The following is a 25,601-nucleotide window of genomic DNA, read 5'->3' as shown; positions in this document are numbered from 1 at the left end:
ACTACCTCGGGGCAGAGCCCACGAGGTATCCACTTAGAATCCATAACTTTTTGGTCAATATCGAGTTTATTTTGAAGTGTCCCCCTTCGAAGGGGGCAATGGGGGATGATCTTTTATGCTTAACAACTACAAATGGGCACTTCCGAACTCAGTGAGTCATCCCCCAGCTCTCTCTGTTCGCTTCCCCCGAAGGGATGCCCGCGGCAAAAGGGGGAATTTTGTCCTTTCCGACCCAGAGGGTCGGGGAATTAAACCACTTTTGATTAAATGGCAAAATCAGTTCAAAAAGGGTGTATTAATTCGTCAACAATTATGTCATGCCACGCCCCGGCGTGGCATCTCCTGCCTTTGTTAAGAACAGTAGATCACGTCCCGAACGCTCTGGATGCGAGATAACGCGTCTTGTTGGGACTGATTTTATGATATCCGTCAAATTTAAAAATCGAACTCAGGTTTTTAAAAACCTGGAACAGAAATAGAATGAATGGAATTAAGTGTTCTGTGACTTAGATGGCAGCAAAGACTTAGATGGCAATAAATTAAAATCACGAAACAAGCGTATTAGTTTGTTTCTTGTTCTTAGTGTCAGGCTTGCCTTCTTTTTACCAATATTATTTAAACTGGAACTCATTTTTTTGAAATGAAGATTGTCTGCTTTACTGTGGACGATTTTATGTTTCGGATGCTTAAGGGGAAACTCCATTCTACTAACCGGCATCGCAGCAAACTCATGATTTTCATCTGTTGTATGGGTTGCATCTTCACCAAACCCTACATTGCTAACCAGGTTTCTGTCAGGCACTATTGATAATCCCTGTTGTGCCCAGCAGGCGAAAACCCATTGATAATCCCATGTATATGTATAGTCAGAAGAGTAGATATCTGCCGGAGGGTCATTTCGAAACGTGTTATTAAAATGATGCCTTAGATATTCAGCTGTATTTTCGTACTTCGTGACCTGAAGCGGAAAATCAGTTTCTTTCAGCTGATTCCAAAGAGTCAGGTGATAGTCGTAATAGTCCCAGGCTCTTCGCCAGGTGGCCCATCCCCAGGTAACCGGGTAACGGGAGAAGAAATAACTATCACGCGCATTCACATGCTCGTACTGCAAATTCTTACCACTGATATTCATAATTCTCCTATCGTCTTTATATCTCTCCAGCAGCTCATCACAAAACCGGAAGAATGTAGGATCCGGGAGGCAGTCATCTTCAAGTATAATGGCCCGGTCCACATGTTCAAATACCCAGCTGATCCCGGATGCAACGCGAATACCGCATCCCAGGTTCTTATCGGAATAATTTCGGTGCACCTCACAATCCCAGGTAACATTCTCCAGGATCTTCTTCACCTCTGCATTGGATTTTTCATCATCTGCATTCCCTTCCCGGGGGCCGTCTGAAACCAAAAAAAGCTTCTCAGGTTTTGCCTCTGCGATACGGTTGAAGACTTTTTCGGTCAGGTCCGGACGGTTAAATACCAGTAACAGTACGGGCGTTTTCATATTTCAGTAGTTTTATATATTAAATTTTTTTTGAATCTGCCATCAAAGGGCGAAAGGGGTATCAAATGAAATGAGATTTCTGAACTGGATCATGGTTTACTGAATGTATGCCACGAACCTGAACAAGAGGTGAATTTTTTTGAAGTTCGATTCACTTACAGTTGTAAATCAAATTCCTATTCTTAATACATTAACGTCATTTTATAACCTACGCAGTCCTTTTACTTAACCTTGCCGGTCATTTGTTTTATCCGGCGCGATACAAACATACAATTTTCGTAGTACCTAAGTGATTAGATTATTTATATCAACCTCAGTTAGATTAATAATCTTTTCCAATTATTCCGGAAAATGCGGGTATGAGCGGGCATGAAAAATGGGAGCGCCGTAGGTGCGATATATCCATACCTCTGCAAGGCGACCAACCCATTTTTTCCTAAATTTATTCTATTGAGTTCGAGTCGTACTATTTGGTTGAAATTTACGATTGAAAATAAATTCAGAACTCGAATGATGCCGCACCTATGGTGCTTCTTTAATATTCGGTTTCCTTGCACCCCAGAGATTCACTTTGTGAACCTCTGGGGCTACGGATATGCCGCCCCTAAATGGGGCTGGTTACACCCCCTGAAAAGATTATCACCATTCATTGTAACGAAAAATCTGACCCTCAAAATAATGTGAACGATTTTGAGTCTAATAAACGGATATGAATACATCTGTGTTGAAGGCTAAAAACCAAGCACCTTAGGTGCGGCATATCCGTAGCCCAAGTTCACTGCGCAGCAGTGGCCTTGGGTTACGAGCGGGCATGAAAAATGGGAGCGCCGTAGGTGCGATATGTCCGTACCTCTGCAAGGCGACCAAACCATCTTTATCCAAATTTTATTTTATTGAATTCAGATTTCGAAGGATGACCTGGAACGGTACTGGTTAAATTTCAATGATGTATGATATTATTATAACCTAAAAAAATACACCGACCAGGTCGCTATATGTAGAAAAAAATATGAATAAATAACCTCCGCGGCTGTTTGCGCCCCTTGCGGTTAAAAAATTAAAGGCACCAATTATTTGACAAGGTATTTTCTTACAGTCTCTAAAAAGGGGGATTTTTATCCATAATTCAAGAATCGAACTGAAGTATATAGCGAATGATCCTGTTTACCACTACCAGAAAGGTCCCCGTTCGTTTTGGGTTTTAGCCACACAAAATTATCAGCTTAGGTTTTCTCCTGTGATTTTCAATTTTTAAGGAACCTTGCAGCTGGCCTGATCATCACATCTTTCACTGTCCCAGGCAATTTATCCGCCACTCTGTTAACAAAATTCCTGGCTGAAACGGCTTTTCTCATTACAAACAACTCATTTGACGGGGTGATTTGTTCGGCCCCGCCGCTCCAGAACTGGCTATAGCTCTCCGGTAACTTGCCCTCTTTAAACGTTTTCCATGCATCCGTATAACGATAAGGGCTTGCCAGCGGGTAGGTTTTAGTACCGAGAGGATCATACTCCCAATCCAGTTTTGACCACAGCTGTGCTTCGTCTTTCGTAGGTTTTCTCCAGAAGCGGGTGATCAATTCTTCCGCTGCACTCCTGTGATCGTGAAAAGGTGTGCTGCGTTCGAAGTGCGGGACCATTTCTTCTAAAAATGCCATTATCCCTTTTTCGTACTGTTCGAAATACCCTTCTATAAACTCTCTGTTTTCAGGCGGGTCCAGTACCGCTTCTACCGATCCGTTCTTTTTCACAAAAGAGCGTGTCCTGCCGTGATTCGCCATTAGCAGAGTTTCAACCGGCCGGTTATAATAAACATTTTGCCGGTTTATACCTCGGTTAACTGAGTTGTTAAAGATAAAAGTGTCCACTACATCCGCCGGAATTTTGGTTTTCTTAGCGGTTAGCCCAATATAGAAGAACCTTACTTTATCATACCCCGACTTTTTAATAAAATCATAAAAAGGTGCGTGCGAATTTGTGGTCCACCCGGCATCAATCAGCGCAACGGAGCCGCTTTCTTTTTCTCCATCTTTAAAATGTTCAAGGGTCAATTTTTGAAAATCTTTTACACCCTGCACTATCTCGTTGTTAAACGCAGGATCTGAAATTGCATGATTTTTTATCTTTTCCAGCTCATCGTCCGCAAGAACCCGATCCCAATCACTCTCATTAAATCCCAGCTGCTTCATGTAGTGCAGAAAGCTTTCTTTTTCGCAGTAAAGTGCAGCCTGAAGATCATGAAGAGTACTATATTTATATCCTGAGACGTTTGTCAGGCTTTCCCACTCATCCGGGCTCAATTCATTAATATTCAACGGATTGTATGTAAACCGGCTTCCATATACATACCGGATATTAAGATCGATATCCGGTTGTTTTTCAAGCAAAAGCTTTACGGCTTTGTAAGGGAAATATGCATCCCGTGCTAAAAAACAGAGCTCTTTGATTTTTTTCTGCTCTGCCTGCTCTATGATCCACTGAGCAAACAAGAATACGAGCGGCCCCGTAACGCTCGCGCCGGTATCCCAGGCCGTTTTCTTTAAATTACTAAGCCCATTCCCTTTCAGCCGCACGATGCGTGAACACCCCGCCATGATCGATGTATATCCCTCCGTTTGAAATGAGTGGTCGTTCAAAATTTTTTCAGATCGGTTTTCAAGTGCGTATTTGCAGTGCTGAACCCCGATAGATTCCCGTTTTGCAGAGTCCACATCATGGAGGGGAGAATCACCAAAATGAAACAGTTCAGACGGAGTGAGGTTCTCTTTTTCCATAACCACCTTGAAAAGACCGTGCCTTTTCTGAAGACCATATTCCGAAGAGAGATACAACGTATCTCCCGGTTTCCAAATACCAAGTTCTTTTATGTGATTTTCAAGGAAGGAGTGCGGAAGATACATGTCCGACACAAAAATAACGTTTCCATATTGCTCCCTTACCCGGTCCAGGGTATAAGGAATGCCCGGAATCGCACAAATTTGTTCCGCTTCAATACGCATCTCTTCATTCATCAGCAGCTCTGTATTCACGTCAAATTCGAATGATAAGAACATCTCCCTATAAATATCTTCAAATTGAATTTCCTGCCAGTTGTTGTTTCTGCGGGCCCGGGTTTCAAAAAGATCCCGCTGCCTGGCAAATCTTTCGGGGCTTATGCTGATTAGCCCTTTTCGGTACAGCTCTTTTCCGAACAGTAAAAAAATTGACCGGTGCCCACCCGATTTCCGGAAAATAAGTGTATCAAACAGATCAAAAGTTAGCCGCTTGTGGCGGGGATTGGACAAAAATTCGTCAATGTTCAGTGGCATATAAAGAGGAGTAAGCCTTGGTGTGTTTTTGGTATAAACCATGCGCCACCAGGGAAGAATTCTCTTTACCTGATGCACATTTTAAAAAAACATGGATTTTTTCTGTAGATGTTTTATAGAAATGGAGAATACTGATTCAAACCAGCTGTCACAAATTAAAAGCTTCTCACAGAGCTTCTAACCTTTTGCTTTTTGGTCGTTTATGATGTAGTGGTTTATAATTAAATTTGATCGCAAAAAGTGTGGAAACACAGAGGATATCGAAACAGTACCATTGATATTAGGAGATATTGACAATAACATGTAAGAAGTGTTTAAGCATTTCCAATCAAATAAAGTAGCCCGCTTTTTTATATTCGATCAATAGATCTCTAAGAAGACGAAGATTCAGACACATTACATAGGGTAAGTACAATTCACCGTAAACTAAGTATATTACCATCCACAGTTTATAACTGTCACTGTAGAAAATTGTCTATCAGCTGATGCAATTTTCATGGGTTGACTTCTCAAATATTTTCAACCTACATCAGTATAATGAACTACCTCGGGGCAGAGCCCGGGAGGTATCAACTAAGAAGCCTTACCTTTTTAGTCAATACAAAGCTTACTTTTGGAGTGTCCCCCTTTTATCTTTTTCCGACCCAGAAGGTCAGGGAATTAAATCACTTATGATTCAAACTGTTGTTTTAAAAATACCCTTCTTAAGCCATTTCATTGAGACTAAACTTTGATAAAGCTCTTTGCATCACTACTTAAATAATTTTCCATAAGCTTTTTTGCTCTACCTTGAAAATGCAACGAATTAAATTTTACAAGGTCACCTGTGTTTATATGTTTACCATAATAAAACCCATCCTTGTATATCAGTTTTTTTATCCCGCTTTCCATTTCAAATCCAGGTTGAGATGTATTAATATGTTGATCAAATAACGATCCATCATATATAATAGAAGTGTCGCCAATTAAACCTTCGTGTTGTCTATAAAATCTAGATAATAATGTCATGTCGCATGCTCCACCAAGCTTCCCATTCTTGATAATAGTATAATAATGACTCAATATTTTGTCGTATTCATACGGTTTCTTACCCGAATAAACCTCCATTATAAATTGAGTTAGCATATCAATTGATTTTGACTTATTGATAAACATAGAATGACCACTCAAAGATTTAGCCAATGTAAAATCGCAAAATTTATATATTTCACTGATCTTTGTGATATCACCATACAACATCACATCCGAATCCAGGTGAAAGCATTCTTCTATGTTATTCTTTTTTAGAAATTCCGATAAAATAAACCATCTTTGGAAACAGAATAACTCAAAATTTTTGCTATTTGTGCTCCTGTGTATATATTTATCTGCAAATAATTCTGCCCCTATTTTATAATTCTGCATATTATGATGATCCACAAAATCATAGTGGCTATTTTTCTCATCACCAAGTAGATATATTTTAGAATTAGGATTTGAACTTGCTGCCTGAGCCAGGCTATACTTCAAATAAAAGCTATCAGAATTATGCAGAAACACTATAGGCCTTCCTTCACTTCTAACTTCAGGCAAACTCACACTTGTATTGGTTGCACTTTCTTCTAATTTTATATTTTTAGCTTTATCTATCTCAACACTCTTTTTTCTTAAAGAGCCCTCCTTTTTAGATAGAATTTTTAAAAATAATATATTTTTCAAAGCCGACTTACTGGATTTAAATATTACATTTAAATACCTTTTTAAAGACGCATTAACTATAAAAAACCCAAGTTTATAATCATTATTATTCATAATTATTAAAGCAATATTTATTCTTAATTTTATAATTGTATTCAAATAGGACCTCAAGAGTATGGGCTTTAACCCTCTTGATAATCAAATCATATATGTCCATACTTTCCTTGCCATTCTTTCTTGAGTACCAATTTTTAAGTCAGTTCTAATTTCCGGGGGGTTTCTTTAAATATTCAGTCAATATAAAATTCGTCATTAGTATGAAGACTTACTCGATTCAAGTCTTAATAATCAGCTGATAGCCCTCCTTCTCTTTTTATCAGATCATTGGACAAATACATCAACTGGGTCTCTATACTATCTATACCCATATAATATAAAAGTGTACGCCTTAACAGATAGTTGATTTTCTGAATGCACTAATACCTCATTTCAAGTTTACTTATCTATATTTTTACGAGTTTATTGTACACGAACGGTTGCATATCAAGAGGAGTTAACCTTCATTGTTTTTATTTTAAACCCTGCATAGTTAGAGAGCAGTTCTCTACACCTGATGCAGTTTATATAGGAACATGAACTTATTCTGTAGATGCTTTTTAGAAATGGAGAATACTGATTCAAATCAGCTGTCACAAATTAAAAGCTTCTCACAGGGCTTCTAACCTGTTCTATTTGTTAAAAAGAACTACATGTTGGCAGAGTCCAAGAGGTATCAAATTGAATCCCATACCTTTTGGCCGATATGGACATATCCTGAAGTGTTGCTCTTTTCTAAGGAGAGACCTTTGAAATCGTTGTCGAACTCGGAATAGTTTTATTTCAGGTGATCAGCCAGCCGTAAAGTAAGCGCGGCAAGGGTGAGGGTAGGGTTGGCATATCCGCAGGTAGGAAAAACGGATGACCCCGCAACATACAGATTATTCATTCCGTGTACCCGGCAATTTTTATCCACTACACCTTGCTTAGGGTCATCGCTCATTCGTGTCGTTCCCATATGATGATATCCGCCATGCAGGCTGTCAGGCACAGAGTCGTCGGAAGGCAGAGAAATGATTTCTCCAAGTGAATCCTTCTTTAACTCCCGGTTAATGATTTCCAAAAATCTGCGCATACTTCGCATATCATCCCGGCTGACCTCCCAACTGAGATTCATTTTGTGTTGTCCAAAAGCGTCACGTTCCTGTCCTAAAATAACCCTGCTATTCGGGTTCGGGGCTTGTTCAGACATAATATTCAGCTGATAGCCATCAAATTTATTTGTTCTTTGATACCCTTTATTATTTCTTTTTTGGGCAATTTTATTCCAGGCCGCATAGGAAACCACATCAACATTTGATGCCAAAGTCTTAAAATCCCGTACCATTTGCCGAGAAATATCGAGAGTTTTAAACGACTTCTTCAAACCGTGAAATGCCCTGGACGGTTTCAAGAGTGAAGCCATAGGTATGCGATGAAGGATATTGAGAGAATGATTCATAAGCCTTTCTTCTTTCATAACATCATCAGAAAGAACGATCTTTCCTAAAAACGGCACAGAATCATAAACATTTAAACCATACAGAGACCCATTTTGAAAATACTGCTGATCAGAAGGAATTAATTTTCCTGTCCAGAGATGAGGATGTTCCATAAAAAACCGGCCTACAAGGTCGTTATGATTTCCAACCCCCATATTCATTACGTTATTGGACAATAGCATCAAACGTGGCGTTTCCAAACCACCCTGGGCCAGTACATAGGTTGTAGCGTTTACGGTAAATTCATTTCCGGCCGATGATCTTGCCTTAACCGATGCAACACTTTTTGCATTTTCGCGGAGCTTAATTTCCAGTGCAGTAGCATTCAGATAAACCGTAATATTATCTGATGCTTCCAGTTCACGGCGATAATCCGTGTAAAAGATGTTATTCCGGGCAAACTGAAAGACTGTTGTTTTCACCCTGTTTTTCCGGAAGGGAATTTTCTTAAGACCCAGCTTTTCCTCCCAAAAGTCTGCCTCATACTGATATGGGCCAATTTTGAATAGTTCATGAGCCTGCGAATAGTAAGGGTCCAAATCATCTTTGGATATTGGCCATCCGCTGTAGGGTACCCACTCTCTTTTTCTAAAGTCGATCGCATCCATTCCGCGAAGGCGAACAATTTCTTCGGGGAGTGACCCGGTATTTATCTGCCACTCTTTATCCACATGCCACATGTGGCTGCTGCCTCCAAAGGCCCTCTCTCTTGCTTCGTTCAGTTCATAATATGGTCGCCCTGTATTTTTGCCGGAATTCAGTTCTTGTGCTGAATCTTTGGGTTCTAACCCGCCGCTTTCAAGCAGTAATACTTCTTTTCCGGATTTCGCAATCTCTCTGGCAAATGCAATTCCGGCGATGCCGGCGCCCACAACACAGATATCAGTATGCAGATCTTTTTTTGTATTTTCAGATTCATTTGCATCGATAATCATTTCTCTCCCCTTTCGTTTAAGTAAAGTGAATTTCTGATAAACATCATATACCCATATTCGGATTCCTCTTATGTCGCTGCAAAATTACCTCTTAAACCAGAATCCTGTCATTATATATTTATGTGATTTCAAAAATTTTCAGCTGTTTTTCCCACAATTTATCGCATAATCGTTCCGGGGGAAATTGAACATCTTTTATTCTTATCACCTCATCTTTCGAAACGTCATTCACGAGTCTGCAGTCTTGTGATAAACCCATTGGAAGCAGATTTTCATTACGGGCTGTTTTGCTGTTTTCAATAGAGCCATAGCATGTAAATCCTCCAAGTCCATCAAGCATCTCTCCCGCTTTCAGATCTTTTTTTGCCTGCGTAATCACTTCACATACGGGTTTTCCTTTTGGTGCTATTGTAGCATCCCGGAAAAGGACGGCTCTTGCGGCTGTCAGCGGCACCTCAAGATGCGGCAGATGATAAGGCACATAAAAAACGTAAAATGGCCCGTCTCCCATTTTCAGGTAATTTGCGTATTCCTGCAGTATTGGATTATCATTATACCCGATAACAAATACCCCTGGGCCCGGCTCGGCACCAAGAATGTAATCCACCATACCGCCATCCATCATATCATCTTCAGAGAACAGATCGAGTGCCTCTTTCACATGTGTACATTCCGGCCCGTGCATCCCCCTTTTTTTACACTGAAAGCCAGTAGCATTTGCAACTACTGCCATTTCCATTGAAATCTTTGTCCCATCTGCAAAGGAGGTAACCATTCGTGGTTTTTGATTGTATTTTTCCGCAAATGCTTTTTGAGTTTCAGGTGTGCGATAGTGATCCTGCAGCCCCTTAATATTACCTGCAAGGACCGGTTTATATCCGATAAGATCTACAAACCTGTACAGATTCATGAGCACACCGGGCTGATCACCGTCGGTATTCGTAAAAATCACACCCTGTTTATCCGCTTCGTATTTCAGAATGGGACCGATTGTGGCATCCACCTCGGCATTCATGGACACCACATGAATGCCATTATTTATGGCTTCAAGGATTACCTGAGCTCCAAACTCAACCGCTCCAGTAGCCTCGATGATCACATCCAGATTTTTAGCATGGCATAACAATTCCGGTTCATCGGTTATCGTATATGCTCCGTCCTCAACCCTTTTATCCAGCTCTTTCTGGCTCCGGGTTTCTACATATTCGTGAACTCCTGCCTGCTCGTAGGCTTTTGCGGCCGTATGGATCGTACGGTTGCTAATTGCAGAAACTTTCATTCCGGGTATGGATTCTTCTATCGTAAGCACGGTACCTCTCCCGATAAAACCCGCGCCGATTATTCCAACTTTTACAGGGTTGCCTTCTTTTTCTCTTTTTTTTAGCGCATTATCAACAATAATCATTTGCTATATTTTTAATCTTATCGTTATCTCTTCACTGTAGTCGACTTTATTGTACTTTATGTAGTTTACTTTTCGAATTGGCACTAAAATTCTTTTGACCAATCAATGATCCAACATAAAGGGTTCCCAGAACTCTTTGTCGTATGTCTCCCAGGCATGGCAGCCAAATGGAATATTTTTTTGATTTCTTTCGAAACAGATACGGGGATTTGCCTCAAACCCGAACTTAAGCGCAACCTCAACCGGGGCTATGTTGAAATCCGGGTAATATTTAGTGGCGAATTCATGCAAAAAGCGATCATCATGTCCATCTTTTTCAATATGATATTTTATATGTGCATGGATATTGTTTCTTCCCGGAAACGGACTGGCTGCGAGATCTCCTGTTTGCTTTAACTTATCAGCGATAGTTTCTGAACGGACTACTTTGTTTAATTTAGACCTGGGCCCTTCCCATCGTACTTTTGAATTGAGCAGTTTTAGAAACGATTCAATTTTACGAAGTGAAAATCCGGTATTTCCAACCCCTTCTTCTTCCAGCCAGGGTAAATCCGGCCCTTTAATCCAGGGAGGTCCAATCAAATCATAATCCATATCGCACCACCAGTCCAGCCCGCTGTCAAAAACCAGGCAGTCGAGATGATACATCAGCATAAACTTATAGCCGGAAAAATTCTCATAAAATTCATTGGAAAGCGACAACCGCGTATGCGCGTTCAGGCTCCCAAAGTACTTGTCTGCCATACGGATAACAGGAATGCCTTCATATTCAACCTTGATATTCTCCGGAGCAATAAAAAACCTGTCATAATCAGACAGGTAATGCTCCAGGTGTTTTAACGAAATGAGTTCCGATTCTGAGAGGCCAGGCCTTGTAGACAGAGGGATTACGATCGCAACTTGATTTTTACTCATAATGTGAATTTTTAGTATTTCTCTAATTACCCGCTCATCTGTTTTTGAGACTGCAGGGACATACATTTGATATTTTATTGGTGTTGTGTCAAAAGTAAATAATCACCTTCATGTCATTGGATCTCCGTACGACATTTTTCCGATGACACCGCACCGGAACTCTACATGCTTCATTAATAACCTGAGTTCGACTCATAAAGTAATTTTTAATTGCGTAAAAGCGATACTATGCAAAAAAGGCGTCATTCCGCGCTCGATGCGCTCATTATTTGAACGCGAAGCAAGTTCTCTCATCCCTAAAACAGACAGGAGATACCACGCCGGTGCGTGGTATGACAGTACTGATAATACAGAACGCCTTGTTTGGACAGTATTAGCCATTATTACTATGTATCAGAATTGTATCCAGGTTAATTTGACAAACTTTCTGCAATATATTTTCCTCTGAGGACGCAATCATCGGTCCAGTAATACTTCCACTGGCCAAAACGACCGGCAAGAAGCAATTCCGCATTATTTTTTTGAACAGTTTCAAGTTTTGCATCCCAATCCGTTGTCGGTTCCAGGTCATCAGCTTCTCGTTTAAGGCCATATTTTTCCAGCCACGAGAGAATTTTGTGATGTGCTTCCTTTCGGTTCAGGTCAAATGTAACATTGGCCCATTTAATAAATTTTTTATGGGTATAGATTACATCTTCTTTAGAATGGACAAATCCCATTTCAACCAGTTCCTCAACTACTTTGTCAGCAATCTCATCTACAGGTTCATTCATCGGTTTTTCATCAGAAAAGTAGACTTCTACCTGAACCCCGGTTTTGCCATCAGGAGCATTATTTGGTGAAAGTTTTTCCGTACAGTTGATTCGGGTTGAAAATTTGTCTTTATCATACACATAAAACCAGTTTTCAGGGCGGGCTGTAGGATGGTCAGCCGCAACATTTACCAGCAGTACGGATGTACACAATAGTTTTTGAGCCGCTTTTTTCACCTCCCCGGGTGCGTCACTGATTGATATCAGGTAATCGAGGGGAAGTGTATTTATTAATGTATCGTAATGGAGCGTCTTTGAGTCATTTAGCGTAATTTTTTTCTCTTTAAAGCTGATGGCTGTAACTTCAGAGCCATATTCAATATTTGCGCCATTTTTAAAAATCTGGCCATAGGATTGATATCCACCGCTTTCCGGGTATCGTATTTTCTTAATGTAGTGAGTCTCTTCCGGCAGAGGGCCTTTTGCTCCATTTTCCACATCATCCACACTGGGGTAATACATTCGTTTTCCCACCCAGTCGGTATCCAGTTTTTCAGGTTCTATTGTCCAGTATTTCTCTGTGTATGCCGAGGGAAAGGTCTCTGCAAAGGTGTCACCATAGGCATATTTCAGCCATTCATCATAGTTTTTGGGAGCCGATTCACGATCTTTTTTTCGCTGTTTACGAAAATCTGCAAGGCACTCTTCTCTCAGTTTCTCCGGTACTGCAAACAGATTGGTTTGTGCCGGGTGTGGGATCCAGTGACCTTTATAATAATTGGCGGTTTTCACTTCATACTCAAGAAAATTTCCTTCCACACTTTTTTCAAATAGCTCTTTAACATAATCATATTTTGTAAATGAAAGATGGGGGCCTTCATCCCATGTAAACCCATCAATCTCCTCAGATTGAATATGTCCATAAGCTTTCTTTTTCTTTTCCAACAGTACACACCGATCGTGTCCGATGTGATATGATGTACTCAGGCCTGTGAGGCCGGCACCTAAAATAATTATTTTCTCGTCCATGCCATCTGTAATAGTTGTAACACGAATAATTTTATCCGGCTAAATAAAACTATCTGCATCTGTTTTATGATTTAATCCAATTGTAAAACAGCCGGTCTTTCAACTGTAAACTTGTTAAATAGCGTTTTTTAAAGCTTCATTGTCTAAATCTAAATGATCTTCCCACCATTGAATCGTTTGTTTTAATCCTTCGTCCAGGGTATAACCCGGATGCCAATTTAGTTCATGCGTCAGTCTCTGAGTATCTGCCTGAATCAGTTGCCTTTCATTTTGTCTTGTTGGAAGAGCTCCAAGTTCTACAAGGTGTTCTTTTCCGGTAAATGCGCCGATTTTTATTACGATATCCTTCACGGCAATGGCGTTTCCCGAACCAATATTCACTGCTCCAGTTAAATTACTTGACAGAAGTTCCACAAAGGCATCCGCGACATCATATACATGCAAAAAATCTTTCTTCTGTTCGCCGGCAGAACTTTTCGCCGGCTGATTCAGAATTAAACTCCGAATCACTGATGATACCAGCCGCCCCGGATTTTCATGCGGCCCGTAGAGGTAGAAAACCCGTCCCCATGCGCTGCTTAATCCTGTAAGTTCAGAATAGGAGGAAAGCATATTGTAAAGGCTCTTCTTCGATTCACCATATATAAGTTCGGGCTCCAGCGGTGTATCTGTTTCTGAAAGAGTTCCGTGATCAAGATTATACTCGAAACAGGTTCCTGCACATATAACTCTTTTCCCACCGTTTTTTCTGAATTCCCTGATTAAATGCAGGCTTGATGTCAGCCAGTCAATGTTTTTTTCAGAATGTCCGTACTTTCCGTGTTCAGCATACCAGGCTAAATGAAGCAGGTGAGTGGGGGCACATTCTTCAAATAGTGCACATGTCTCTTCATCGGAAAGAAGATCTGCTTCATGCCAGGTTAGATTATCATTTGCAACAGCCAAAGACTCATTTCTGTATACCGCGTACACGTGATCAAATCTATCACACAATTTTTTCAGAGTATGCCTTCCAATAAATCCTGTTGCTCCTGTAACCAGTACTTTATTCATAATAATCGGTAAATGCTTGATCCTTTTCAGAAATCTCAGTTACAGACAGCGGCCAGTCAATGTCAAACGCGGGGTCATTCCAGCGTACGCCCCTTTCTGATTGCTGGTTGTAATTTTCGGTTACCATGTAGAATATCACTGAGTTTTCTTCAAGGGTTTGAAAGCCGTGTGCGAGCCCTTTAGGTATATAGAGCATTTTATAGTCCTTATCTGTCAGTTTCACACCAAACCACTGTTTATAGGTAGGCGAATCTTTTCTAATATCCACAATCACATCGTAAATTGCACCGTTCAGACAACGTACCATTTTCACCTCCGCATGAGGGGGGGACTGGTAGTGCATTCCCCGAAGCGTGCCTTTCTTCACGCTTTTTGAAAAATTGCACTGCACAATTTCATGTTCCAGTCCATGTTCTTCGAACTCTTTTTTGCAAAAACCCCTGGCAAAAAAACCCCTGGCATCTTCATGTTTTTCGAGCTCAATAATCACAGCTCCTTCTATGGGTGTCTCGGTATATTTCATGTGCTATATAAATTAAATGCAGTTCAATTCTAATCTAATGTTGTGTACATACTGATTCAGCCAAAGAGTGATCATTGAGTCAGTTTTAGTTCCTCTTCAAATTTTTTGATTTGTTGCCGGGTGAATTCAACCATATCAGCGCCTTCGAAATATTTTTTATACCACAACGTCAGATACTCCAGTGCCTGCGGTAAATTAACCTGAGTAGACCAACGGAGTCTCATTCGTGACTTGGAACTATCAAGTTTTAAATATTTCGCTTCGTGCGGGTTCGCGGTTTTATCAAGCTTCCATGACGCTCCATCCCCCCACACTTTGATCATTTTGTCGGTAATAAATTCAACAGACTGCTCATCGCGTTCTGATGGACCAAAATTCCATGCTTCAGAAAATGTTCCGGGATCATCATACAACTTTTCAGCCAGTATCATATATCCATTCAGCAGGTCCAGAATATACTGCCAGGGCCTTACGGCTGACGGATTTCTGATGATTACAGCTTTTCGTTCAGAGAAGGATCTCATAATATCGGGAATCAGTCTGTCTCTGCTCCAGTCTCCTCCGCCAATCACATTACCCGCCCGTACTGTTGCAATTCCGGTTTTTAATCCCCCGTCTGAATCATCATTAAAAAATGATCTTCTGAAAGATGAAGTTATCAGCTCGGCGCATCCTTTACTTGCCGAATAGGGATCACGCCCTCCAACCGGGTCAATTTCACGGTATTTCCAGTCCCATTCTTTGTTTTCATAACACTTATCACTGGTAACCGAAATAAGTGATCTCACGCCCGGAACGGAACGTACAGCTTCAAGCAGATTTGCTGTTCCCATGACATTCGATTCGAAAGTCTCCAGCGGATTTTCGTATGATTCACGCACGAGAGCCTGGGCTGCCATATGAAAAATGATTTCAGGTTCGAAATCCAACATCTCATTTTTCATTCGGTCAAAATCCCTGATATCTCCAAAAACAGATTGAATTCGCTGTTCCAGCTTTAAGGATTCAAACAGATTGGGTGTTTCTGCCGGTGGTAACGCATACCCTTTTACCTTAGCTCCCAGCTCTGTCAGCCAGAATGACAACCAGCTCCCTTTGAAACCGGTATGCCCTGTGATAAAAACTTTTTTCCCGTTCCAGAACGATCTGTTTATTTCCATATCCGCCAGGGAGCTCCCTCTTCCCACTTACTTTCAAGATACATTTTATCCCGCAGCGTATCCATGGGCTGCCAGAAACCGTGGTGCCTGTAAGCTCCAAGTTGTCCTTCATTTGCTAATCTCGTTAAAGGCTCCTGCTCCCAGACTGTTGAATCATCTGTTATATAATCAATCACCTTCGGTTCGAGTACAAAAAATCCTCCATTCACCCAGGCACTATCATCTTTAGGTTTTTCCCTGAAATTCTTTATAACCGTTTGCTCTTTTTTCAATGTAAATGTACCAAATCGTCCCGGTGGCTGTACTGCAGTTAATGTAGCCAGCATGTCGTTGGATTTGTGAAAGTCAACCAACTTACCGATATCAATATTGCTGACTCCATCCCCGTACGTCAGGTGAAAAGGTTCACCTCCGATGAGTTCTTTTACTCTTTTTATTCTTCCGCCGGTCATCGTATTCAGCCCAGTATTCACCAGAGTTACTTTCCATGGCTCAGCTTTATTATGGTGAACTTTCATCTCGTTATTCTCCATGTCAAACGTAACATCTGACTGGTGCAAATAGTAATTTGCAAAATACTCCTTAATGATCTCCCCCTTATATCCGCAGCAGATTATAAACTCATTCACTCCATGAAAGGAGTAAATCTTCATAATGTGCCAAAGGATAGGCTTATTACCGATTTCAACCATCGGTTTTGGCCTGACTTGTGTCTCCTCACTTAACCTTGTCCCGTGTCCGCCCGCTAATATTATAGCTTTCATAATTAAATAGTTTTGCAATATGATGATGAATTTATCTATCTCATACGTAAAGACTACTTTTTTTCAGACTGTTTGTAGTTAAAATTAATTAATAAAGAATATTATAATACACTGTTCCCCTTGCTCAAAAATGATAAAATCATACCCTGCAAAAGTGAATTAATTTTCAGGGTGCTGCATAGCCGTGGATCTTGCTCAGGGGTTATGGCATTGGTTGAGTACTTCGAAAAAATCGGGACATACCGTATCAACCTATTGCGAATGGGAACTCATCCAGTGCTTAACTCTCAGTGGATACTTAACCATTGATAAAAACCGGGGAAGGACTAAAACCATTTACAGCCCAACAGGTAACAAGATTTAGAAATAACCTGAAACCCCAATTCTAATGTTACTCAAACACGTGTTTTTTTTATATTCAAATTAAATTTATGATGGTTATAAAAATCCCAAATAGAAGGGGCAGAAATATATCATCTGTCAACAAATTAAATCCAAATGTTGAAAGGATTTATTTTGTTTATTAAGACAGGCTATTTGATATTTAATGTTTGAATGGAGCCTTCTGATATCAAAGTCTTCTGCACGCCTTAAATTTCGTGCTTCCAAGAAGTCTGTTTCACCCGTGAGATACATAATATTCAATGCGTTTTTTGTAACATATGTATCCTGAATTAAATACAAATTGCTCAATAGATATTATTGGAAACATCATGATACTGTCTATAAAGGAGGAACGTGTTCTGCCGATCTCCCCGCTGACAGGAAATTGCACGTTAGAGATGATAAATTCTCTAATTGAAGGCCCCTTCCGGACTTTACTTGCTCATTTTCCATTTTAATTTTTCTCTGAACGATTACGGTGTCACCGGAAGGTTTTATCGCAGGCAGAAATTATTCTAATTGAATGGAACATTATATAAATCTCAGCATACAACATTATTAACATACCTCAGCTATCACAGTAACACATTTTGTGCACTCTCATAGTGTATACAACCATTTAAGATCAGCTATCGATTTCTACCGGATTTTGCGTTTTTACTCAGGGTTTATTTGAGAAAAATGACTCAATCTGAATCTGACCACTTTTTGAATTTCTAAACTATACCATGAACCGGAATGCCAATTTAGTAAGTGTTATCATACCCTGCTACAATGATGGCAGGTTTATTCATGATGCCGTTGAGTGCATTCTGGAACAGACCTATCAAAATTTTGAAATTATTATTGTTGATGACGGGTCCGATGAGAAGTCTACTATCAAAAAGCTCGAAAAAATCGATCATCCAAAAGCCACTGTTCTAAAAAAAGAGAATGGCGGGCCAGCCTCTGCAAGAAATTATGGAATTGAACGGAGCAGCGGTGAGTATATTCTTACCCTGGATGCCGATGATAAGTTCGATCCGACATTTCTGGAAAAGAGTGTTGATATTTTAAACGAAAGGCCCCAGGTCGGAATGGTTACCTCTTATATCACCCGGATATATAAGGATCATCAAAAACGTGCGATAAAAGAGGGGGGTGATTCATCATCATTTATTATTGGTAATAAGGCCAATGCATCTCTGCTCTTCAGGTTTAAATGCTGGGAAGATGCAAGCGGCTATGATGAAGAGATCCCCGGATTTGAAGATTGGGAGTTTGCTATAAACGTGACCAAACAGGGTTGGATCGTATATTCAATCCCGGAATATCTTTTTTACTACAGAAATATTGAAAATTCTCAATACGACCGGGATGTTTGTATACGACCTGAAATCATGAAGTATCTCACAGAAAAGCATGAATCTCTTTTTAAAAATCATATCCGGGATGTCATTTACGAAAGAGAGAAACAGATTCAGCAGCATATGAGGACTATTTCGGTCTATAAGAACTCATACTCACACAAGTTAGGCAGTGCAATTCTGAAGCCTATGAAAGCTTTGAAAAATCTGCTCGTTTTTCTTACCTGATCGGGGTTTTCCCGTTTAATCTTATATGGTCTAATTCCGAGTCTGTTCAAAAAGTGGATACCCATTAATCAGCGCCTAACTAAATTAAGTTTATGAGTTGTATTTGAGCGCCCGGTCTTTTGACCCACCCCCGGCCCCTCCCTATGTCGCAAATACACTCCATATGGAGGGGAGCTCATTAATCCATTCATAGCCTGCTTAAGGTCTTTAGGTTTTGAGATTTCAGTGAATACATTTGGAACAGCCTCAAAGGATAACTCCCCCTTTGATAGGCTGTGAGAAAATTGTTTTCCAAAGAAATTGTGCCTAAGTAAATGAAGGTTTGTTGTACATTCAATGCTTCCAGCCATTCTGACCCACCCCTGTCCTCTTCCGCCGGGAGCTTCAATACAAGCTTTGACACCTTAAAAAATAAATAATGCCAACAAATGAGTACGTAAATTCTCACAGCCTCTCGATGGTAGAGTCACTAATATTATCACGAACTATAGTAACCATATCTAGCCAAATCCAGTCCTAATTTTTCAGATAGAGCCCGATTGCTGGCTTTGTATACATTAATTATCTCATTTCTCATCGATTCCTTCAAAACAATCACTTCAGGTTTCTTCAAAGTTTTCATTGAAAGTGAAATTTCCGATGGAAGTCCCAGAGCATTCCATATCCTGGCGGGCCGAAGGCGAATGGATGGAATGTCACTATGATTTTGGCGCAGTTCCCATGTGTTTTCAGATAAAGAACGCACATTTTTCTTTTGATTTTTACCTGACTTCAAAATTCTTCTCACTGATTCTGTTTCTGTATCGTATCCATTTTCATCTGAAATAAATTTTGAAATAGAGGTGAGAAACCCGGCCTTATCTTGCTGAAGCCATTCGTAGGGAACCATCAACAAATTGTATTTCCCAACTGCTTCTGTGAGTTGATGGCAGAGGCGGTTGTAGTCTAATACAATTCCGTCAGTGAAGTAACCGGCTGAACGACTCAAAGTATAGCGTATCCGTTCCTCAAAATGCTCTTGAGAAGCATGTTCCAGCCGATCAGATCTTTGTGCATATTTTGAGGCGATCCATTCATCTTGCCGCCTGAAAACAAGCAGAACCTGAACATTTGTGATCCCCCACCTTTTGGCTTCTTCTATAAAACATTTTAGATGATTTGCCAGCAGAAATGGATCTTTACGTTCTTTTTCCCAGTATGAACCTGTATACGGCTCATGTTCCGTCATTGCGGGTCCGGCTGATTGATCAGAAATAAGGATCTGTTCAGGTAAACTGCCAGGCTCCAGCCCGTCAAATAATTCACCGAATAGTTGATCCCCAATCTCATCCCAAATATAAGGGGATCGCTTAAATGCACGTGCCAGCAACCCCTGATAGGGACCGCCTTCGATAATATCGGTACGCGGCTGATTTTTAAAATTGACACTCTGCAGTTTCGGAAAGAATACCTTTTGCAAAAATGTAGTTCCGGTTTTTGACATTCCCAGGTGCAACGTAACCTGCCTCTTCCCCATACCAATCAAATATTCAATTCTTTTTATTGAATAGTGAAAGTAGTGATTCTAAAACAGAAAAGGCATATTCGCTGAGGAAATAATCAAAAACGAGAGCAATTTCAGCTCATGTTCCTCAATTTGGAGGTGTAGTGGCTACAAAATAAGTTTTATTAAAGTAATCCATGGCCGCCGCTTCGCAGTGTACTTGGCCTACGGATATGCCGCACCTAAGATGCTTGGTTTATTGTCTCTTACTCAGATATATTTTCGAACCGTTTTTCAGGCCCACATTGTTCAGTTCAGCATTATTTTAGAACCTTAGTTCGATTCATAATCTTTTCAAATTATTCAAGAAGAAGTCTCCCAAAAAGAAGGCGGGCTTTTATATTTATATTCAGATTTTACAAGCGAACTCAGATTTAAAGGTTCAAATTATTCGATTCATTCAATGGTGTTCACCTTTTCATGGGGTGTAACCAGCCCCGTTTCGGGGCGGCATATCCGTAAAAGCCCCACGGGAATGCGAAGCATTTTCGTGGGGTATACGGAGGCCTCATTAATAATAAGCGCCGTAGGTGCGGCATCATTCGAGCTCTGATTTCAATAAAATATATTTTGGGTAATGGTGGGTTGGTCGTCGTACTGGACTACGGATATAACGCACCTACGGCGCTCCCAATTTTCATATTAGCTCTTAACCCCAGGCCACCGCTACGCAGTGGCCTGGGGCTACGGATATGACGCACCGAGGGTGCTTGGATTTTAGCCTTTAACACAGATCTATTTACATACAGTTCTTTAGGCTACACATCGTGTGTGTTGAGCATTATTATTTTTTAGGTTCGGATTATTCAACGCAATCAAATGCATTCACCTTTTGATGGTTACAAGCCAGCCTCGTTCCGGGGCAGCATAAAAGCCCCAGAGGTTTACAAGGTGAATCCCTGAGGTGCAGGCAGGCCCATTTTTAAAGAAGCGCCATAGGCACGGCATCATTCGAACTCCGTAACTTTCACTTCTATAATTAAGCCATTAAACCCACTCTTTTTGCCCATTCACGATTATTAAAATCGAACAAGTGATGAAAATAGTTTTCTGCCTCCTCCTTGCCCCATACTCCTGTACGTACCTGGGGCCAGTATTCAATATCTTCCAGGGTGATGATCCATGGATCAAAAAATTTAGCCGGAACTGTTTTATGACCCAATGCAGCCATCGCCGCAGCTCTGTGGTACCCGCCCCCTTTGTTAATGAATCTGAATTCCTCTCCCCGCTTTAAAACCAGAACCTCTATATCTCCATGGGACCGATCGTACCCGCTTTCTGAAATAGACCGATATACATTAATCAGTCTATCGAACTCTAATTGTCCCTTTTCATCTGAAACAGGGCCGTAATCTCGGAATCCATGTTCCTCAATCGAAAAATGTGGCTTGCCATGTTCAATATCATCTCCCTTATGCCAGGATCTTACGATTTTATCCATTCGTTTCGGAGTGCGTGAACTCCACGGAGTGAGATAGACCAAGTGGGGAGGTAACCTTTTTAATACAACAGGAGCCGGTTCTATACCGACCAGTGCTTCTGCTGCTGACCGTGGCTGCCACCTTTCATAGAATTTTTTCAGAATGGAGTTTCCATATGTCAGATCATTATCTGTCTCATACTCCTTTAAAACCTCAACAAAAGGGTGCCAGCTTTTTTCAAAAAAATTTAACCCCGTTCTGTGTACGCACTTTTGAATCGGGCACGTAAAAGAAACCTGTGTGCCCCCACGCTGGCAGTGCAGTGCTTCAATAACATCATCGTACATAACAGGTAGAGAGCTCTTTCGCATGGTTTTGCTGCCGTTCCGCTGCTTTTGCTTCAGCTCATAGCCGATGATTTCAAACGAAGATTTTATTCCTTTTTTGATGGTTTTAATCATATTCAGAAATTATGAGATCCTGGAACATGCGGTTATAGGAGCAATTAATGATTCCTGGTAAAGTTGTTGTTTCAAATCATCGGAAAAGTTATTTCAAAATTGAGTCGCCATGAGTGAATATCTAATTCATGTGTGACTCATCCGATGATGTCAAACTGAACACCTGCTTTTGACACAATACTGCTGACTTTAGAATTCAAGGCGCGTAAGTTACGATTTGTAAGCTCTGATTCTCTATTTTCGCTCAGGGATCCATATGAACATCATGGACTTTGAGTATATAGGATATCAATATGGACTTTGAGTATATAGGATATCAATGGGTGCAGAACTACCGGTGATGATTGTCCAGACCTGATGTGCAGTCGTGTGCTCTACTGATCTTAAAAAAACAAATACCACACAGCTGAAATTTAAATTAATGCTGATCTAATTCTATTGTGTATGTACACTTAGAATTCAATAATAAATAAGATGTTCCATATTTTTTTATCCATGCCAAACTGTAAATGAGATGAGCAATTGCTTCTATCGGTTATAGAGCAGTTTGATCACTTTAGGGGAATTCTTGATCTCTCAGTAGGTTTGATAGTTCTGGGCAAATTGATCAATACCCGCCCTAATGCTACCGTATACTTCTCAAGCGTTAGGGGATGATTCAACTCAATATTTTATCGAAATTAAGATGTGCTGATCCGATTTTCGGACACGGGCCACTCCAATATAATTGAGGTTTCCACTGGCTAATTACAGTCCAATTTACTCTTCATGAAGGGAATTAAGCTTTGAGTATTGGCAAATCAGTAAAGTGACAAGATGCGCCCAGCTGTTAATGCGGTTAGAATTCTTACCTGTGCCAGGTTGGTTACCAGCTTCGTAAAATTAAACCGCTCTGCCATATGCATAATTTAGGCAAATAATGTTACATTCTTCACAGCCAGTAAAAGCTTAGGTTTAGGGTGATTCAACAGCATTTTTTTGTGATTTGGACAAGTGATACAGGCCTAATACACATTAAAGTATAATTATTTGCCATTGTACCCCATTCGCAATTAAGATGGCTTAAAATTAATGGGTGCACTCAGGATCAAAATCGGGTTCGGAAACTTATCAAGGTAATCTTTATATATAAATAGCTTAAATAAAATCAGTTTTTATTGATCCCGGGTAAAAAGATTGGCCGCAGTTAAAAGCTGGGCGGTATTATTTACCGCGCTTTTGCTGGAATCGATATTATATGCTTCAGCTATTTAAAACGTTTCACCGCCTATATCACTGGCTTGCTTGAGAAAAAATAGAAAATAAATTAAATAATTGTTGGCAAAAGAATGAAAAGTGTAGAGATTTTAGGACCAGTGTTAAAAAATAAAGGAGATGAGTTGACTCTTCGCTCAGTGGCGGAGCGAATTGAACCGCATTATGCACTCAGCATATCGACTGATCTAAAAATCAGAGGGCAAGAAAATTTACCCGAATTATTGCAGCTGACATCTCTGCCGGGTAAGGATGAGATTGGTGAAATATTCCATAGACGATCCCTGAGTAAATTTTTATCGGTGGCCAAACGTGGAATTTTTCTTTCCCTCTTGCCTCCATCTGTATTACGAAAAATCGGATATATCAATTCCAGCCATCAAGTGGCTCTTTTAGATTGTTCAGGGTATGCATATGGTGATAAGTGGTCCCCAAACCGGATGATTAAACGTGCTGAATACTATAAAACACTTCGTGAAAAAGGCATCAAACTGATACTAATGCCACAGGCACTTGGTCCATTCGAAGATCCTGAAGTTCGAAAACATGCAAAAAACCTTTTAGAACTATTTGACTTTGTATTTCCCCGGGAAGCTATTTCTGAAAACTACATATTAGAATTAGGAATTGATCCCGCTAAGATTGAAATATGCCCTGACGTAACCCATTTACTTGAGGGACCTACTCCATCAAATTCAGAAATATGGTCAAAAAGGGTTGCAGTAGTTCCAAATGCCCGAATGCAGGATAAAACGGATGCTACCATAGCCAATCAGTACATCGACTTTCTTGTAGAATGTATACAGACTGTAAGAGCGAACGACCTTGAACCGGTAATAATTCTACATGAAGTTAATGATGACAGATTAGTAAAAACCCTGCTTAGTCAGCTTGATAAGGATATCAAAGTATTTAATGAAGATGGAATAATAAGTAAGGGTTTTTTGGGCTCTTGTTACGCTAATATCGGTTTTCGCTATCACTCTCTTATCAGTTCATTGAGCCAGGCAACACCCTCACTGGCAAGTTCGTGGGCGCACAAATATGAAGAGCTTTTTGATGCATATGATTGTAAAGAATACCTCATATCACCAGGATTGAGCAGCCAGGAAATTACTGATAAGATTAATGAATTTCTTGCACCCGAAAAAAACAAACAGCTCCGTGATAAGCTTCAAATACATGCCACACGTCAAAAAAAGGAAGTTGAAAATATGTGGCAAAGGGTTGAATCCATTATTTCTACTTAAGATTATCTCAGGAGCAGGGAAAAATGTACTCTTCGATAAAACTTGTTTTAAGTAGCTTTTGATCGTTCCAGGAATTTTATTTTCGAGAAGTCTTTAAAATAACCATCTGTCGGCTACCCTTTTGGGGGGTTGTTCCGAAGGAATCCCGTGGTGCCGGCTGTCGGGTGTCCTTAACCTTCTTCGAATGCTTCAAGCAGCAAGTTGCAGATTTAATTCACAAGATTATTTTATGAACATTATTAAAAGAAAATTTAAAACGTTGATGCGCATTTTACGTGAAAATGCTCAAGATTTTAAAATGCAATTGGCAATTAAAAAACACCGTAAATCCAGTTTCACAAAATTAGCCATACTTTACCCGCAACGGGTCGGGAATGTACAATCATCCTGGATTTATCATTCAGAAAACTGGACGAAAGTTAAGAGCCGCTGGAAGGACAGACAGCAGTTAAAAGACGGCAGAAGTGTTACTATAATTGATAATTATGAGGCACCGGGTGATGATGTTGAAATGGATAATGCAGGAAACTTGAATGTTAATGTTTCAGCTACCGGAGATGATAAGTGGGTATACTACTATTTAAAGCCGGAAGAACATATTTGGCGGAATTTTGAATGGAAATTTTATGTAAAGCGAATATCAAATTTCAGGGAACTACAATTCGGCTTTCGATACCGTGATTTTTATAACCGATACAGATTCAGGCAAGAGAAAGGCAAAATTTTTTTTGATAAAGTATTAAACGGACAGTTTCAGAATGATATATGCAGTAAAGAATTTATAATGGAATTAAATAGAGAGTATGAATTCAAAATCATATGTTTTGACTATTATTTTGCACTCTTAATAGATGGAAGTGTATATCTTGAAATTTATGACTTTGAAAAAAGTTTTAAAGAGGGTTCTATAGCAATAATTCTGTGGGAAAACAATGGGAAAATTCCAATACAGGCAACAATCAGAGATCAACAATTACACGAATTATCTAAATGAGTATCAGTTAACTGAATATTACTGTTGCAGATAACAATGGATGCGTGTATAAAAATAAAGTATAGATTGATGGCGGTATAAGCAGATAAACTGACTTACGTGTATTCAAATATTCGCC

The 25,601-nt window shown here is 40.1% G+C and carries 16 protein-coding genes; 3 read left to right on the top strand and 13 right to left on the bottom strand.

The window, feature by feature from the left end:
- Nucleotides 1–490: 490 nt before the first annotated feature.
- From DYD21_RS19660 to rfbF, 11 genes are all read right to left on the bottom strand, one after another.
- Nucleotides 491–1,504 (bottom strand): glycosyltransferase family 2 protein, encoded by a 1,014-nt coding sequence (locus DYD21_RS19660; RefSeq protein ID WP_116038728.1) that lies wholly within the window; start codon nt 1,502–1,504, stop codon nt 491–493.
- A gap of 1,244 nt (nt 1,505–2,748) precedes the next feature.
- Nucleotides 2,749–4,812 carry an HAD hydrolase-like protein gene (locus DYD21_RS19650; protein WP_158607383.1) on the bottom strand — a complete coding sequence of 688 codons (2,064 nt, stop codon included), beginning with the start codon at nt 4,810–4,812 and terminating at the stop codon, nt 2,749–2,751.
- Between the two features lie 723 nt (nt 4,813–5,535).
- Entirely contained in the window at nt 5,536–6,603 is a 1,068-nt protein-coding gene (locus DYD21_RS19640; protein WP_116038724.1) for a hypothetical protein, read from the bottom strand.
- 760 nt (nt 6,604–7,363) lie between these two features.
- A complete protein-coding gene (locus tag DYD21_RS19635) occupies nt 7,364–9,001 on the bottom strand; it encodes a GMC family oxidoreductase (RefSeq protein ID WP_116038723.1) in 1,638 nt (545 codons plus the stop codon).
- A 118-nt stretch (nt 9,002–9,119) separates the two neighbouring features.
- On the bottom strand, nt 9,120–10,406 hold the full coding sequence (locus DYD21_RS19630) for an NAD(P)H-dependent oxidoreductase (RefSeq protein ID WP_116038722.1): 1,287 nt from the start codon (nt 10,404–10,406) through the stop codon (nt 9,120–9,122).
- Between the two features lie 102 nt (nt 10,407–10,508).
- Nucleotides 10,509–11,321, bottom strand: a complete 813-nt coding sequence (locus tag DYD21_RS19625; protein ID WP_116038721.1) for a DUF5672 family protein — start codon at nt 11,319–11,321, stop codon at nt 10,509–10,511.
- Between the two features lie 410 nt (nt 11,322–11,731).
- Nucleotides 11,732–13,102 (bottom strand): NAD(P)/FAD-dependent oxidoreductase, encoded by a 1,371-nt coding sequence (locus DYD21_RS19620; protein ID WP_116038720.1) that lies wholly within the window; start codon nt 13,100–13,102, stop codon nt 11,732–11,734.
- Nucleotides 13,103–13,216: 114 nt separating this feature from the next.
- Nucleotides 13,217–14,155: an NAD(P)-dependent oxidoreductase gene (locus DYD21_RS19615; protein WP_116038719.1), complete on the bottom strand. Its 939-nt coding sequence runs from the start codon at nt 14,153–14,155 to the stop codon at nt 13,217–13,219.
- Nucleotides 14,148–14,678, bottom strand: coding sequence for a dTDP-4-dehydrorhamnose 3,5-epimerase (gene rfbC, locus DYD21_RS19610; RefSeq protein ID WP_116038718.1), 531 nt, complete (start codon nt 14,676–14,678; stop codon nt 14,148–14,150). The genes DYD21_RS19615 and rfbC overlap by 8 nt, the downstream gene beginning before the upstream one ends.
- A 71-nt stretch (nt 14,679–14,749) precedes the next feature.
- Nucleotides 14,750–15,838, bottom strand: coding sequence for a CDP-glucose 4,6-dehydratase (rfbG, locus tag DYD21_RS19605; protein ID WP_116038717.1), 1,089 nt, complete (start codon nt 15,836–15,838; stop codon nt 14,750–14,752).
- Entirely contained in the window at nt 15,829–16,602 is a 774-nt protein-coding gene (gene rfbF, locus DYD21_RS19600; RefSeq protein ID WP_116038716.1) for a glucose-1-phosphate cytidylyltransferase, read from the bottom strand. The genes rfbG and rfbF overlap by 10 nt, the downstream gene beginning before the upstream one ends.
- Nucleotides 16,603–17,714: 1,112 nt before the next feature.
- On the opposite strand from rfbF, the gene DYD21_RS19595 reads away from it, so the two are divergent.
- On the top strand, nt 17,715–18,560 hold the full coding sequence (locus DYD21_RS19595) for a glycosyltransferase family 2 protein (protein ID WP_116038715.1): 846 nt from the start codon (nt 17,715–17,717) through the stop codon (nt 18,558–18,560).
- A gap of 478 nt (nt 18,561–19,038) precedes the next feature.
- Here DYD21_RS19595 and DYD21_RS19590 read toward each other — a convergent pair whose 3' ends face one another.
- Nucleotides 19,039–20,019 (bottom strand): hypothetical protein, encoded by a 981-nt coding sequence (locus DYD21_RS19590; RefSeq protein WP_147303654.1) that lies wholly within the window; start codon nt 20,017–20,019, stop codon nt 19,039–19,041.
- 1,063 nt (nt 20,020–21,082) lie between these two features.
- Nucleotides 21,083–21,985 carry a hypothetical protein gene (locus tag DYD21_RS19585; protein WP_116038713.1) on the bottom strand — a complete coding sequence of 301 codons (903 nt, stop codon included), beginning with the start codon at nt 21,983–21,985 and terminating at the stop codon, nt 21,083–21,085.
- A 1,328-nt stretch (nt 21,986–23,313) separates the two neighbouring features.
- On the opposite strand from DYD21_RS19585, the gene DYD21_RS19580 reads away from it, so the two are divergent.
- Complete coding sequence (locus DYD21_RS19580; protein ID WP_116038712.1) at nt 23,314–24,489, top strand: polysaccharide pyruvyl transferase family protein; 1,176 nt, start codon at nt 23,314–23,316, stop codon at nt 24,487–24,489.
- A 184-nt stretch (nt 24,490–24,673) separates the two neighbouring features.
- Nucleotides 24,674–25,483, top strand: coding sequence for a hypothetical protein (locus DYD21_RS19575; protein WP_116038711.1), 810 nt, complete (start codon nt 24,674–24,676; stop codon nt 25,481–25,483).
- Nucleotides 25,484–25,601 lie beyond the last annotated feature (118 nt).

It is taken from the genome of Rhodohalobacter sp. SW132, from assembly GCF_003390325.1.
GTDB lineage: Bacteria > Bacteroidota > Rhodothermia > Balneolales > Balneolaceae > SW132.
The sequence above is the reverse complement of the archived record's forward strand: the minus strand, read 5'-3'. Positions and strand labels throughout refer to the sequence as shown.